This window comes from Microbacterium sp. UBA7513, from assembly GCF_002478345.1.
Taxonomy (GTDB): Bacteria; Actinomycetota; Actinomycetes; order Actinomycetales; family Microbacteriaceae; genus Microbacterium.
Window position 1 is genome coordinate 45,211 of record NZ_DLNJ01000023.1, and the last position, 12,236, is coordinate 57,446.

At 69.8% G+C, this 12,236-nt stretch carries 15 protein-coding genes; 10 read left to right on the forward strand and 5 right to left on the reverse strand.

Features of this window, described 5'->3' with window-relative positions:
- Positions 1-50: 50 nt before the first annotated feature.
- From B2W79_RS13410 to B2W79_RS13420, 3 genes are read left to right on the forward strand one after another with little or no spacing between them, the layout of a single operon-like run.
- On the forward strand, positions 51-2,054 hold the full coding sequence (locus tag B2W79_RS13410; protein WP_292790214.1) for a DUF262 domain-containing protein: 2,004 nt from the start codon (positions 51-53) through the stop codon (positions 2,052-2,054).
- A complete protein-coding gene (locus B2W79_RS13415; RefSeq protein ID WP_292790215.1) occupies positions 2,051-3,307 on the forward strand; it encodes an alpha/beta fold hydrolase in 1,257 nt (418 codons plus the stop codon). The genes B2W79_RS13410 and B2W79_RS13415 overlap by 4 nt, the downstream gene beginning before the upstream one ends.
- A gap of 53 nt (positions 3,308-3,360) precedes the next feature.
- Positions 3,361-3,645, forward strand: coding sequence for a hypothetical protein (locus tag B2W79_RS13420; RefSeq protein ID WP_126893090.1), 285 nt, complete (start codon positions 3,361-3,363; stop codon positions 3,643-3,645).
- A gap of 68 nt (positions 3,646-3,713) precedes the next feature.
- On the opposite strand, the gene B2W79_RS13425 is transcribed toward B2W79_RS13420, so the two are convergent.
- From B2W79_RS13425 to glgA, 3 genes are all read right to left on the reverse strand, one after another.
- The gene (locus B2W79_RS13425) at positions 3,714-3,971 is read right to left on the reverse strand and encodes a type B 50S ribosomal protein L31 (RefSeq protein WP_017202258.1); all 258 of its coding nucleotides are present in this window, start codon (positions 3,969-3,971) and stop codon (positions 3,714-3,716) included.
- 120 nt (positions 3,972-4,091) lie between these two features.
- Positions 4,092-4,877 carry an ABC transporter ATP-binding protein gene (locus B2W79_RS13430; RefSeq protein ID WP_292790218.1) on the reverse strand — a complete coding sequence of 262 codons (786 nt, stop codon included), beginning with the start codon at positions 4,875-4,877 and terminating at the stop codon, positions 4,092-4,094.
- 17 nt (positions 4,878-4,894) lie between these two features.
- Positions 4,895-6,079, reverse strand: coding sequence for a glycogen synthase (gene glgA / locus B2W79_RS13435; RefSeq protein WP_071329465.1), 1,185 nt, complete (start codon positions 6,077-6,079; stop codon positions 4,895-4,897).
- A 69-nt stretch (positions 6,080-6,148) separates the two neighbouring features.
- Here glgA and B2W79_RS13440 point away from each other — a divergent pair, with 69 nt between their 5' ends.
- The 3 genes from B2W79_RS13440 to B2W79_RS13450 are packed head-to-tail and all read left to right on the forward strand — an operon-like array spanning position 6,149 to position 8,808.
- Complete coding sequence (locus B2W79_RS13440) at positions 6,149-7,390, forward strand: glucose-1-phosphate adenylyltransferase (RefSeq protein WP_060921847.1); 1,242 nt, start codon at positions 6,149-6,151, stop codon at positions 7,388-7,390.
- Positions 7,391-7,438: 48 nt separating this feature from the next.
- Complete coding sequence (serB, locus tag B2W79_RS13445; protein ID WP_071329466.1) at positions 7,439-8,074, forward strand: phosphoserine phosphatase SerB; 636 nt, start codon at positions 7,439-7,441, stop codon at positions 8,072-8,074.
- A 38-nt stretch (positions 8,075-8,112) separates the two neighbouring features.
- Entirely contained in the window at positions 8,113-8,808 is a 696-nt protein-coding gene (locus tag B2W79_RS13450) for an alpha/beta fold hydrolase (protein ID WP_292790219.1), read from the forward strand.
- Between the two features lie 15 nt (positions 8,809-8,823).
- Here the strand turns inward: B2W79_RS13450 and B2W79_RS13455 are convergent, their stop codons facing one another.
- Positions 8,824-9,534, reverse strand: coding sequence for a beta-ketoacyl-ACP reductase (locus B2W79_RS13455; RefSeq protein ID WP_060921849.1), 711 nt, complete (start codon positions 9,532-9,534; stop codon positions 8,824-8,826).
- A gap of 140 nt (positions 9,535-9,674) precedes the next feature.
- Between B2W79_RS13455 and B2W79_RS13460 the strand changes: the two genes are divergently transcribed.
- From B2W79_RS13460 to B2W79_RS13475, 4 genes are read left to right on the forward strand one after another with little or no spacing between them, the layout of a single operon-like run.
- A complete protein-coding gene (locus B2W79_RS13460) occupies positions 9,675-10,148 on the forward strand; it encodes a DUF4190 domain-containing protein (protein ID WP_256209468.1) in 474 nt (157 codons plus the stop codon).
- 52 nt (positions 10,149-10,200) lie between these two features.
- Positions 10,201-10,545 (forward strand): DUF3099 domain-containing protein, encoded by a 345-nt coding sequence (locus B2W79_RS13465; RefSeq protein WP_083391784.1) that lies wholly within the window; start codon positions 10,201-10,203, stop codon positions 10,543-10,545.
- The gene (locus tag B2W79_RS13470) at positions 10,542-10,739 is read left to right on the forward strand and encodes a hypothetical protein (RefSeq protein WP_071329468.1); all 198 of its coding nucleotides are present in this window, start codon (positions 10,542-10,544) and stop codon (positions 10,737-10,739) included. Before B2W79_RS13465 ends, B2W79_RS13470 begins: the two co-directional genes overlap by 4 nt.
- A complete protein-coding gene (locus B2W79_RS13475; protein ID WP_071329469.1) occupies positions 10,736-11,545 on the forward strand; it encodes an SURF1 family protein in 810 nt (269 codons plus the stop codon). The genes B2W79_RS13470 and B2W79_RS13475 overlap by 4 nt, the downstream gene beginning before the upstream one ends.
- A gap of 465 nt (positions 11,546-12,010) precedes the next feature.
- Here the strand turns inward: B2W79_RS13475 and B2W79_RS13480 are convergent.
- Positions 12,011-12,236, reverse strand: a 226-nt coding sequence (locus B2W79_RS13480) for an AAA family ATPase (protein ID WP_414683550.1), incomplete at its 5' end; no start/stop codon positions are given.

Sequence of the window (12,236 nt, forward strand, 5' to 3'; positions counted from 1 at the left end):
CACCCGGCGCGTCCGTGGCGCCTGTCGCTACGGGAGGACGAGACACCAGCATGAGCACCGCGACCAACGTCGAGGCGACGGCAGTCAACACGATCGAATGGCTCGCGGCGGGACGCACGACCATCGTCGTCCCCGTCTACCAGCGGCAGTACCGCTGGGACATCGGCGGCTGCGAGCGGCTCCTCTCCGACGTCAGGGCGGTCGCCGCGGAAGACGACGCGCATCGCCACTTCATCGGCTCGATCCTCTCCGCCGAGGACGGCTCCGGCCCGGACGCCGACCTCATCCTCATCGACGGGCAGCAGCGCCTCACCACGCTCATGCTCCTCGTCGCGGCGCTGCATCACTCGGTGCGTGAGCGCGATCCGGAGCTCGCCGCCGATCTCGCCCGCGTGCTGGTCCGCCCCGACGACCCCGAGCGCACGAAGCTGCGTCCGCACGAGGCCTGGGCCGATCTCTACGAATCGGTCGTGCTCGATCGCCGCGACGACCTCGACCGCGAGTCGCGCTTCGACGACAACTACGCGTTCTTCCGCAGCCAGATCCATGCCGACGAGGCACCGTCGATCTGGCGGGGACTGCAGCGACTCGAACACGTGTCGATCACGCTCGGCGCCCAGGCCAACGCGCAGCAGATCTTCGAGAGCCTGAACTCCACCGGCGAGCCGCTGCGGGATCACGAGCTGATCCACAACTACATCCTCATGGGGCTGAACCACGCCGAGCAGATGGACGTGGAAGCGCGGTTCTGGCTGCCGATCGAGCACCACACGGGCGAGGCGATCGGGGCGTTCTGGCGTCACTACCTCGTGCTCGTGACGGGGCGAGAGGTGGCGGCGAACGGGGAGCACGGCGTGTACAGCGCCTTCCGCCGGTCGTTCCCGCGCGTCGACGTCGCCCACCTCCAGGCTGACGCCGAGACGTGGCGGCACTATGCGGAGATCTACGGCATCCTCCTCGATCCGACGAAGGAGCAGGACCCCGAGGTCGCGCGGCAACTGCGGTACGTCAACACGTTCGGACGCTCCTCCTACCCGCTGGTCATGAGCGCCTACAGCGATCACGCGCGTGGCCGCATCGACCGGGGTCAGCTCCTCGAGACGCTCGAGTGGCTGCAGGCGATGTTCCTCCGTCGCGCGCTCGTGAACCTTCCCGCCGAACGCCTCATCGCCCGGCTCTGCCGTGCGCGTCGCGACGGACACGACGCCCTCGCCCGCGCCATCGCGCGCATCACTCCGTCGGACGAGCGGGTCAGCGCCGTGCTCAAGTACAGCGAGCTGCCGTACCCGGCCTATGTGCTCGGCCGGCTCGAGGGCGTCGACGACGTGGACGGCTTCGATGTCGAGCACATCGTGCCCGCCGTGCCCGGCGACGCCTGGTCTGGCGACGGCGTGCGCCCCTGGAGCGAGTACTCCGAGGACGAGCAGAACAGCCACCGCGCCCTCGCACCCACTCTCGGCAACCTCACGCTGCTGGAACAGGGGCTGACGGAGCGGGTCTTCGGTGCCTCGTTCCCCGTCAAGCGCGATGAGGCCTATGCCCGCAGCGCCGTGCCGGCGCCCCGTGCCCTCGCTGCCCAGGAGTCCTGGGGCACGGCGGCCATCACCGCACGCACGGTGGGCCTGACGGCCGACCTCGTCCGCGTGTGGGCACGACCCGCACTGCCCGAGATCGACGACGACGGCCTCACCCCGATCCTGGACGCCGTCCGCCGCCGCGGCTGGCCCGCGGGGTGGGAACGCGAGTTCGACTACGTGGAGTATCGGGGCGAGCGGTGGGAGGTGTACGACGTCAAGCACCTGTTCAACCGCGTGTTCCGTCGCGCGTGGACCGACACGACCGAGGCCGCTCTGGCCTACTGCGCGACCCACGGCGGACCGATCTACCGCGACAAGGCATGGAAGGGGCAGTGGGACGACCTCGACGACACGCACTTCCTCTACATGGGCTGGGACTCGAACTACATGATGACGGCCGTCCAGGGAGTCCTCGACGAGTCCGGAATCGCCGCCGAGGTCTTCGTGAAGTACTCCTACATCGGGAATGTGATGTGACCATGACCACTGTCCTCCGCCGCCGCCTGCTCGACCTCGCCGTCGAGGAGCACACGCTCACGGTCCCCCTCGTCTGGGACGACCCGGCAGACACCCGCACCATCGACGTGTTCGCCCGCGTGGTCGCACGGGAGGGAGGCGAGGCCCTCCCCTATCTGGTGTTCCTGCAGGGCGGGCCGGGCCACGAGGCGCCGCGCCCCTTCCACTCCTCCACCGCGCCGGCGTGGCTGGACCAGGCCCTCGCGCACTATCGACTCGTCCTGCTCGATCAGCGCGGCACCGGGCTGTCCTCCCCTGTCGGCGACGGCGACCTCGTGCGGGGCGCCGAAGCCGTCGCCGAGCATCTGACGCACCTGCGCGCCGATGCCATCGTGCGCGACTGCGAGGCGCTGCGGGAGCACCTGGGGGCGCCGACGTGGAGCGTCCTCGGGCAGTCCTTCGGCGGGTTCACGACGCTGGCCTACCTGTCGACCCACGCGGCTTCGCTCGACGACGTCTTCATCACCGGAGGCCTCAGCACGGTCGAGCGCGACCCGGACGAGGTCTACGCCCTCTGCTACGACAAGATGCGCACGGCGTCCGAGCGGTACTACCGACGCTTCCCGGAGCACCGCGACGTCATGCGACGCCTGATCGATCTTGCGGACGCCGGTGAGATCGTCCTCCCCGACGGCGAGGTCGTGTCGCGTTCCCGCCTGCGCTCGGTCGGCTCCGCTCTCGGCACCGACGACGGCTGGCAGACGGTCTGGTCGCTGCTGGAACGGGATCCCGCATCCAACGCCTTCCGGCACGACCTCCAGCACGCCATGCCCTTCGGCGGCCGCAACCCGCTGTACTACGCCTTCCACGAGTCGAGCTATGCGAACGGACACACCACGCGGTGGTCCGCCGAGCGCGTCGAGCCGACCGATTTCCGCGACGATCCGACGCTGTTCACGGGCGAGCACGTCCGTCGCGAGTGGGCCGACACCGTCCCGGCGCTGCAGCCCTGGAGCGAGGTGACGTCGATCCTGGCGGACCACCCCTGGCCGCGGATCTACGACGCCGCTGCTCTCGCCGCCTCCGAAGCGACGGGCGCCGCCGCCGTCTACGTGAACGACGTCTATGTGCCCCTGGAGTTCTCGCTGGAGACCGCCCGTCTCCTCCCCGGCGTGACACCCTGGGTGACGAGCGAGCACGAGCACAACGGCCTGCGGACGGGGCCCGTACTGGAACGGCTGATCGACCTCGCCCACGGACGCCGCATCCGCTGACCTCCGGAGCGCGACGGGTGCCGTCGGCGCGCTCCGCGATCTATCCTGGGGCCATGGAGCATCTGCTCGGATGGACCACGATCGTCCTCGTGCTCGGCACGGGACCGGTGCTGTTCTTCGTGGGCATCCGGCATTCCCTCTCCCGTCGTCCGGTCGAGGAGAAGTACGAGCAAGCCGGGTCCGGAGGGCTGGTCGGTGTCTTCGACGCGGTGTGGTCGCCCACCGCGCACGAGGCCGGCCAGGAGCGGGATCGGCAGACCCGGCGCACGGCCCCGGCGCCGACCCCCGGAGATCCACCGGGCCGCATCGAGCGCGGACGCATCGTCATCGACGTCTGAGCGACCGCCCGGCCCGGGCATGACGAAGGCCCCACACTCCGAGGAGTGCGGGGCCTTCGTGGGCGGTCTTACTTGGAGGAGCCGCCGAAGCCCTTGAAGCGCTGGTTGAACTTCTCGACGCGGCCGGCCGAGTCCATGATGCGCTGCTTACCCGTGTAGAAGGGGTGCGAGGCCGAGGAGATCTCGACGTCGATCACCGGGTACTCCACGCCGTCCAGCTCGATGGTCTTGTCGCTGGTGACGGTGGAACGGGTGAGGAAGGTCTCGCCCGAGCCCAGGTCGCGGAACACGACAGCCTTGTAGTCGGGGTGAATGTCAGTCTTCATGGGATTCCTTTGTTGCTGCCCTGGATTGTGCCAGGGACGAGGGAAGTCTGCGGTGCCGAGCGCACCAAGGATCGATTCTACCAGTACTTCGACGGGCGCAGTAACCCATCAGAACCGAGGTCAGGAGGCGGCGCGGGCGGAGTAGCGCCCGTCCTCGCTGCTGAGCGTGATCGGCATCCCGAAGGTCTCGCCCAGGGCATCCGCGGTGAGCGTCTCGGCGATCGGCCCCGCCGCCACCACGGCGCCGTCACGGATCAGGAGCACATGGGTGAACCCGACCGGGATCTCCTCGACGTGATGCGTCACCATGAGCATCGCGGGCGTCGTCGGTGCGGACGCGTAGCCGCCCAGCAGCGCGAGGAGCTCCTCGCGCGAGCCGAGGTCGAGCGAGGCGGTCGGCTCATCGAGGAGCAGCAGCTCCGGGTCGGTCATGACCGCCCGGGCGATCTGCACACGCTTCTGCTCACCGTCGCTCAGCGTGCCGAACGTGCGGTCGGCGAGGTGCGCGAGGCGCCAGTCGCCCAGAACGCGCAGCGCACGCCGCTCGTCGATGTCCTCGTAGCTCTCGTTCCAGCGTCCGAGCACGGAGTAGGCCGCCGTGAGGACGGTGTTGAGCACCGTCTCATCGCGCGGGATGCGCTTGGCCATGGCCGACGACGCGAACCCGATCCGCGGACGGATCTCGAAGACGTCCGCGCGTCCGAGCGTCTCGCCGAGAACCGTCACCGTGCCCGAGGTGGGGTGCATCAGCGTGTCGGCGAGCTGCAGCAGGGTCGTCTTGCCGGCACCGTTCGGCCCGAGGATCACCCATCGCTGATCGTCCGAGACCTGCCAGGTCACGTGATCGATGATGTTGCGCCCCTCTCGGCGCACGACGACGTCGGTGAACTCCAGAGCGATCGGCATACCGAAAGCCTATCGGCTCACGCGGTCAGCTCCGCGTAGAGCGCGCGGGTCTCATCGGCGATCGCGGCCCAGCTGAACTGCGTGCGGGCCCGCTCCCGGCCGGCTTCCCCGTACTCCCGGGCCCTCTCCGGATCCGTGGCCACCTCGGTGAGGACCGCGGCGAGATCGGCGACGAAGCGCTCGGGGTCGGTCGGCGTGCCCGTCCCGTCCTGCACCTGCTCGATCGGGACCAGTCGGCCGGTCACGCCGTCGTCCACCACCTCGGGGATCCCGCCGGTCGCTGTCCCGACGACGGCGGCTCCGCAGGCCATCGCCTCGAGGTTCACGATCCCGAGCGGCTCGTAGACGGACGGGCAGACGAAGGTGGTCGCCGCGGCCAGGATCGCCGACAGCTCGTCCCGCGGCAGCATCCGCTCGATCCACACCACGCCCTTGCGGGTCTGCTGCAGCAGCCGCACCCCCTCCTGGACCTCCGCCATGATCTCCGGCGTGTCCGGAGCACCAGCGCAGAGGATGAGCTGGACCTCGGGCGGCAGCAGCCGTGCCGCCTGCAGGAGGTAGGGCAGCCCCTTCTGCCGTGTGATGCGTCCGACGAAGACGACCGAGGGCCGGTCCGGGTCCATGCCGATCGAGGAGAGGAACGCGGGGTCCTGGACAGGACGCCAGCGCTCCACGTCGATGCCGTTGTGGATCACCCGGACCCGCGCGGGGTCGACCTGCGGGTAGCTGCGGAGGATGTCCGCACGCATGCCGGCACTCACCGCGATCACCGCGGCGGCGTTCTCGTAGGCGAGCTTCTCGATCCCGCTCGACACGGCGTAGCCGCCCCCGAGCTGCTCGGCTTTCCACGGCCGCAGCGGTTCGAGGCTGTGCGCCGTGAGCACGTGCGGGATCCCGTGGAGCTGGGAGGCGAGATGACCGGCGAAGTTCGCGTACCAGGTGTGACTGTGCACGACGTCGGCGCCCGCGATCGCGGACACGATCTCCAGGTCCGTGCCGAGCGTCTGCAGCGCCGGATTGGCGCCGGCGAGACTCTCCGGTGCCCGGTAGGCGAAGGTGCCCTCCTCGTCGCGCGGCGCACCGAACGCGCGCACCGTCACGTCGATGTCCCGACGCAGCGCGGACACGAGCTCGGCGACGTGCACACCCGCGCCTCCGTAGATCTCCGGCGGATACTCCTTGGTGATCATCTCGACTCGCATTCCTAGACGCTATCGAGCGGGTTGTCCAGATGCTAGTTCCCCGCGCCGAACGGGATCTATGGTGGAGCCATGTCCGCTCCAAAGAAGGTCTTCGGGATCATCCTCGCCGGCGGCGAGGGCAAGCGACTCATGCCGCTGACGGCCGACCGCGCGAAACCCGCCGTCCCGTTCGGCGGCCAGTACCGCCTGATCGACTTCGCCATCTCGAACCTCATCAACTCCGGGCTGAGACAGATCGTCGTGCTCACGCAGTACAAGTCGCACAGCCTCGACCGGCACATCTCCCAGACCTGGCGCATGTCGGCCCTGCTCGATTCGTATGTGACCTCGGTCCCCGCCCAGCAGCGCCTGGGCAAGCGCTGGTTCTCCGGCTCCGCGGACGCGATCCTGCAGAGCATGAACCTGATCAACGACGAGAAGCCCGACATCGTCGTCGTCATCGGCGCCGACCACGTCTATCGGATGGACTTCCGCCAGATGCTCGAGGCGCACATCGAGTCCGGGGCGAAGGCGACGGTGGCGGGCATCCGTCAGCCGCTCGCCCTGGCGTCCCAGTTCGGGGTCATCGACGCCGATCCGGAATCCGGACGGATCCGGCAGTTCCTGGAGAAGCCGACCGACGCCACGGGTCTCGCGGACTCCCCGCACGAGGTCCTGGCCTCGATGGGCAACTACATCTTCGACACCGACGCCCTGATCGCGGCGGTCGAGGCCGACGGGGAGCTGCCCACGTCGAGCCACGACATGGGCGGCGACATCGTCCCGTACTTCGTCGACCGCGGCGAAGCCGGCTACTACGACATGAAGCAGAACGAGGTCCCCGGGTCGTCGCCGCGCGACCGCTCGTACTGGCGCGACGTGGGGACGATCGACTCGTTCTTCGACGCGCACCGGGACCTGATCTCGACCCTCCCGATCTTCAACCTCTACAACATGGAGTGGCCGATCCACTCGCAGGCGGTCAACTCCCCGCCGGCGAAGTTCGTCCGAGACTCGGTGGGGCGGATCGGCAACGCCATCGACTCGATCGTGTCGCTGGGATCGGTGCTGTCCGGCACGCACCTCGAACGCAGCGTCGTGGGCCCGTGGACGCTCGCCGGCGGCGGCTCGACCATCACGGACTCCGTGGTGTTCGATCACGTGCACGTCGGTCAGGGTGCCCGCGTGCACCGCGCGATCCTCGACAAGAACGTCGTCCTCGCCGACGGCGCGACGGTCGGAGTCGACCGCGAACGGGATCTCGCCCGCGGGTTCACTGTCACGGAGTCGGGGATCACGGTCGTCGGCAAGGGCGTGTTCATCGAACGCTGACGCGTCATGCGGCACGGGCTCCGGTCCCTCGGTCGCTAGGCTCGGTGGGTGACCACCGCGCGATTCCTCGTCGTCCTCGATGCCGACTCCACGCTCATCCGGAACGAGGTGATCGAGCTCCTCGCCGAGGAGGCCGGGCGTCGGGCCGAGGTGCAGGCGGCCACCGAAGCTGCGATGCGCGGCGAGATCGATTTCGCGACGAGCCTCCGCTCTCGTGTCGGCGCTCTCGCGGGCGTTCCCGTCGAGGCGTTCGCCCGCGTTCGCGCCCGCGTGGAGCCGACCCCGGGCGTCCGCGACCTCACCGCCGCCGTGCACGCTCGGGGCGGAATCGTCGGCGTCGTCTCGGGAGGGTTCCACGAGATCCTCGACGACGTCGCACCGGGACTCGGCGTGGACCGCTGGCGCGCGAACCGCCTCGAGGTCGCCGACGGCGCGCTCACGGGCCGGGTGGACGGTGACATCGTCGACGGTGCGGCCAAGGCCTTCTGGCTGCGTACCTGGGCGGAGGAGCTCCACGTGGCGCCGCACGCGACCATCGCGATCGGCGACGGCGCCAACGATCTTCCGATGATGGCGGTCGCCGGGCTGGGGCTCGCCTTCAACGCCAAGCCCGCCGTCCGCGAGTCCGCGAGCCTGGTCATCGGTCCGGTCGACCTCGGAACGGTCATCCCGCTCCTCCCCTGACGCTGGCCGATGTCCGGGGCCGGGTCTACCGTCAGATCATGGACATCATCCTCATCCCCGGCCTCTGGCTCGACGCCTCCAGCTGGGACGACGTCGTGCCCGCCCTCGTGCGCGCCGGCCACCGCTCTCGTCCGCTGACCATGCCCGGGCTCGACGCGTCTGCGGAGACAGCGGCGGGTATCGGGATCGACGACTGGGTCGCGGCCGCGGTCGCCGCCGTCGATGCCGCGGAGGGCGACGTAGTGGTCGTCGGACACAGTGGCGGAGGCAATGTCGCCTGGGGCGTCGCCGACGCACGACCTGACCGCGTGGCCAGGGTCGTCTTCGTCGACACCGTGCCCCCGCCCTCGGGTTCGGGCATCAGCGAGTTCCCGGTGCAGGACGGCGTCGTCCCGTTTCCGGGCTGGAGCTTCTTCCCGGACGAGGACGTGCACGATCTGGACGACGAGACCCGCACGAGGACCGTCCCGCTCACCCACAGCGTGCCCGCGCGGGTGCCGACGGACGAGCTCGCTCTGAGCGACCCGGCACGGTACCGCATCCCGGTCACCCTGCTGATGGGAGGGCTGGATCAGGAGGCTTTCGATGCGGTGATCAGCCAGTGGGGTCCGTACGCGGAGGAGTATCGGGCGATCGACGACGCCGAGGTCGTCCGGATCGGCTCCGCGCACTGGCCGCAGTTCTCGGCGCCCGAGCGTCTCGCCGAGCTCCTCGTGCGGGCGATCGATCGCTGACGGGGAGAGCCGGGGTCAGTGCCCCATGCCGAGACCGCCGTCGACCGGGATGACGGCTCCCGAGATGTAGCCGGCGTCGTCGCTCGCCAGCCAGGTCACGACGCCCGCGACCTCATCCGGCGTCGCGAAACGCCCGGCGGGGATGTTCGCCTTGTACTGCTTCTGCGTCTCCTCGGGGAGTTCCGCGGTCATGTCGGTCTCGATGAAGCCGGGTGCCACCACGTTGGCGGTGATGCCGCGTCCGCCGAGCTCGCGCGTGAGCGAGCGGGCGAAACCGACCAGCGCGCTCTTGGAGGCGGCGTAGTTCGTCTGCCCCGCCGAGCCGTAGAGGCCCACGACGCTGGAGATGAGGATGACCCGTCCGAACCGCGCGCGCAGCATCCCCTTCGAGGCCCGCTTGACGACGCGGAAGGTGCCGCCGAGGTTCGTCGCCACGACGCTGTCGAAGTCGTCCTCGCTCATGCGCATGAGCAGGGTGTCCTTGGTGATGCCGGCGTTGGCGACGACGATCTCCACCGGGCCGAGCTGCTGCTCCACCTCGGTGAAGGCCGCGTCGAGAGCGGCGGCGTCGGTGACGTCGGCGCGCACCGTCAGGGTGCCCTCCGGGCCCTCGCCGCTGCGCGCGGTCACCGCCACCCGGTATCCCTCGCGTACGAAGCGCTCGGCGATGGCGCGGCCGATGCCGCGGTTGCCTCCGGTGACGAGGACGACGCGCTCCGCGCTCATGGGACACTCCTGGGTCTGGGGTCGAGGGCCGGGAATCCGAACCGTGATCGATCCTAGCGACGTTGCCCTCTCGCCTTCGCGACGCCTGTTTGACAGACGAGGAGCGTACTGGGACTCTGAGGGCGACGAAAGGCATCAGAGTGAGCGATCCCCGTATCTCCGGTCCGTCGGGTGAGCAGCCGCCGGCCGCCGGCTCCCCGCCTGCGTATCCGGGATTCCCGCAGTCTCCCCCGGCGCACGCCGCCCCGCCGCAGTACGCGGCCCCTCAGCAGTACGCCGCACCGCAGCAGTATGCAGCCCCGCAGCAGTACGCGGCAGCGCCCGCCCGCCCGACCAGCGGTCTCGCCGTCGCCGCGCTCGTCTGCGGCATCGCGGGTGTGGTGCTGTTCTGGGCCCTCCTGCCGATGCTCGCCTCCATCGCCGCCGTGATCACCGGCCACATGGCCCTCGGGCAGATCCGTCGCACCCCGGGCCTCGGCGGGCGCGGCATGGCGATCGCCGGGCTCGTCATGGGGTATCTCATGATCGGCGTCCTCGTCTTCACGATCGTCTCGACGATCATCGGACTGGTCGTCTTCGGCGCCTTCACCCTGCCGTTCGTCGTCGCGAGCTGACGCTCCGCACGCGCATGCCGATGTCGCTGCGGCGGCGTAGGCTGGAATCATCGTGAAGAACGCACGTCGAGTCCCGGCCGTCACCTCACTGCCGCAGTCCCCGCGGGATGAGGGTGACCACCGTGTGCGCCGATACGCCCTCACCATGACGATCCGCATCGTCTGCTTCGGGCTGATGTTCTTCGTGCAGCCCTTCGGCTGGTGGACCTGGGTCTTCGCGCTGGCCGCCGCCGTCCTCCCGTACATCGCGGTGGTCTTCGCCAACGCCGGAAGCGACAGCACGGAGACCGCCGCCGAGTCGCCGTTGCGCGAGATCGACGCGCCGCCCGCGCCGTCGCTCGCTCCGGAGACCGCCCCCGACGTCATCACCATCCGCGAAGGCCGCACGGACCGATGAGCGAGCTCATCTGCTCGCGCGCCGGATGCCGGAGCGCGGCCACGAAGCAGGTCGTCTGGCGCAATCCCCGCATCCACGCCGCCGACCGCGAGAAGATCTGGCTGGCGTGCAATGAGCACGTCGGCTTCCTCCACGACTACCTGGCCGCGCGGGACTTCCCGGTGACGGTTCGAGACGGGGTGCCCTCCTCATGAGCAACCGCCTGACCCGCTGGGGCGTGTACGTCCTCATCGCCATCGGCTTCGCGATCGCCTGCGTCTTCCTGTCGAACTGGCAGTTCGAGCGGAACGAGTCCAGGGCCGAGCAGATCGCGCTCGTGGAGCAGAACTACGACGCCCCGGCCGTCCCCCTCGCCGACGTGGTCGCCGACGACCACCTCGACCCCGCAGACGAATGGCGCCCCGTCACGCTGCAGGGCGAGTACCTCGCCGACGAGCAGCTCCTGGTCCGCAACCGTCCGCACGGAGGCACGAGCGCGTTCGAGGTCCTCGTCCCCTTCCGGGACGCAGATGGCCGCGTCCTCATCATCGACCGCGGCTGGGTGCCCCCGGGTGAGGGGCAGCTCCCGGACGCCGTTCCGTCCCCGCCGTCCGGCGAGGTCACGGTGACCGTCCGCCTGCGCCCAGGCGAGCCGCTGCCCGGGTCCGGACGCGGGGCTCCGGAGGGCCAGGTGCCCACGATCCACCTCCCGTCCATCGCCGACCTCGTCGGGGACGATGTGATCACCGGCGCCTACGGACGTCTGGTCGAGGAGCAGCCCGCCGCCGACACGGCGCTGGGTGGTTTCGAGTCCCCCACCGACGATCCGGGGCCGCACCTGTCCTATGCGATCCAGTGGATCCTGTTCGCCATCATGGGCTTCATCTTCATCGGGTACATCATCCGCACGGAGATCGTGAAGCACCGCGAAGAGGTCGAGGGGAAGCCGGCACCGGTGAAGGCGCCGAAGCGCCGCGACCGCGACGCGGACGCCGAGGACGAACTCCTCGACGCGCGCTGACGCACCCGCCGAGCGTCACGCACACGCGAGAACGCGCCGGACGCTGCGCTGCCCGGCACCTTTCGATCCCGGACAGCGACTATGCCGATGCAGGATCGGAAACGCGCCCTCCGGACCGTCGGCAAGCACCATTTCGATCCCGCCTGCGGGACGCCTTCCACCCGCCACAGCACCCAGGCGAACGCCCAGCCGCGGGCGTCTGCGTCCTTGAGGATCAGCGTGCGCGCGTCCGGCATGCAGTCCGAATCGACCGTCGCCAGTGTCGCCGCGTGCGGTTCGGGGACGCCGGCCGCGACCGCCGCACGGACCCCGTCCTGGAAGAGCAGCACGGGATCATCGGGAAGCTCCGCGACGCGCAGCGGTGGCGCGATGCCGGTGACGGTGGGCAGAGCCCGCGGCCACGCCGCGAGTTCCGAGGGAGGAAGGATCGGGTGCTCCACCATCCTCTGGCTATGCCACGATCCGCTACGCGAGCTCGATGAGGTCCTGGTACTCCTGGCTCCAGATGTCCTCGACGCCGTCGGGCAGGATGAGGACACGCTCGGGGTTCAGCGACTGCACCGCTCCGGGGTCGTGCGACACGAGCACGACCGCGCCCTCGTAGTGGGCCAGTGCCCCGAGGATCTCCTCGCGCGATGCCGGATCGAGGTTGTTCGTGGGCTCGTCGAGCAGCAGCAGGTTCGCGGATGAC

Coding starts and splice junctions, on each gene's coding strand:
- B2W79_RS13410 (WP_292790214.1), top strand. CDS start 51: ATGAGCACCGCGACCAACGTCGAGGCGACGGCAGTCAACACGATCGAA.
- B2W79_RS13420 (WP_126893090.1), top strand. CDS start 3,361: ATGGAGCATCTGCTCGGATGGACCACGATCGTCCTCGTGCTCGGCACG.
- B2W79_RS13425 (WP_017202258.1), bottom strand. CDS start 3,971: ATGAAGACTGACATTCACCCCGACTACAAGGCTGTCGTGTTCCGCGAC.
- B2W79_RS13430 (WP_292790218.1), bottom strand. CDS start 4,877: ATGCCGATCGCTCTGGAGTTCACCGACGTCGTCGTGCGCCGAGAGGGG.
- glgA (WP_071329465.1), bottom strand. CDS start 6,079: ATGCGAGTCGAGATGATCACCAAGGAGTATCCGCCGGAGATCTACGGA.
- B2W79_RS13440 (WP_060921847.1), top strand. CDS start 6,149: ATGTCCGCTCCAAAGAAGGTCTTCGGGATCATCCTCGCCGGCGGCGAG.
- B2W79_RS13450 (WP_292790219.1), top strand. CDS start 8,113: ATGGACATCATCCTCATCCCCGGCCTCTGGCTCGACGCCTCCAGCTGG.
- B2W79_RS13455 (WP_060921849.1), bottom strand. CDS start 9,534: ATGAGCGCGGAGCGCGTCGTCCTCGTCACCGGAGGCAACCGCGGCATC.
- B2W79_RS13470 (WP_071329468.1), top strand. CDS start 10,542: ATGAGCGAGCTCATCTGCTCGCGCGCCGGATGCCGGAGCGCGGCCACG.
- B2W79_RS13475 (WP_071329469.1), top strand. CDS start 10,736: ATGAGCAACCGCCTGACCCGCTGGGGCGTGTACGTCCTCATCGCCATC.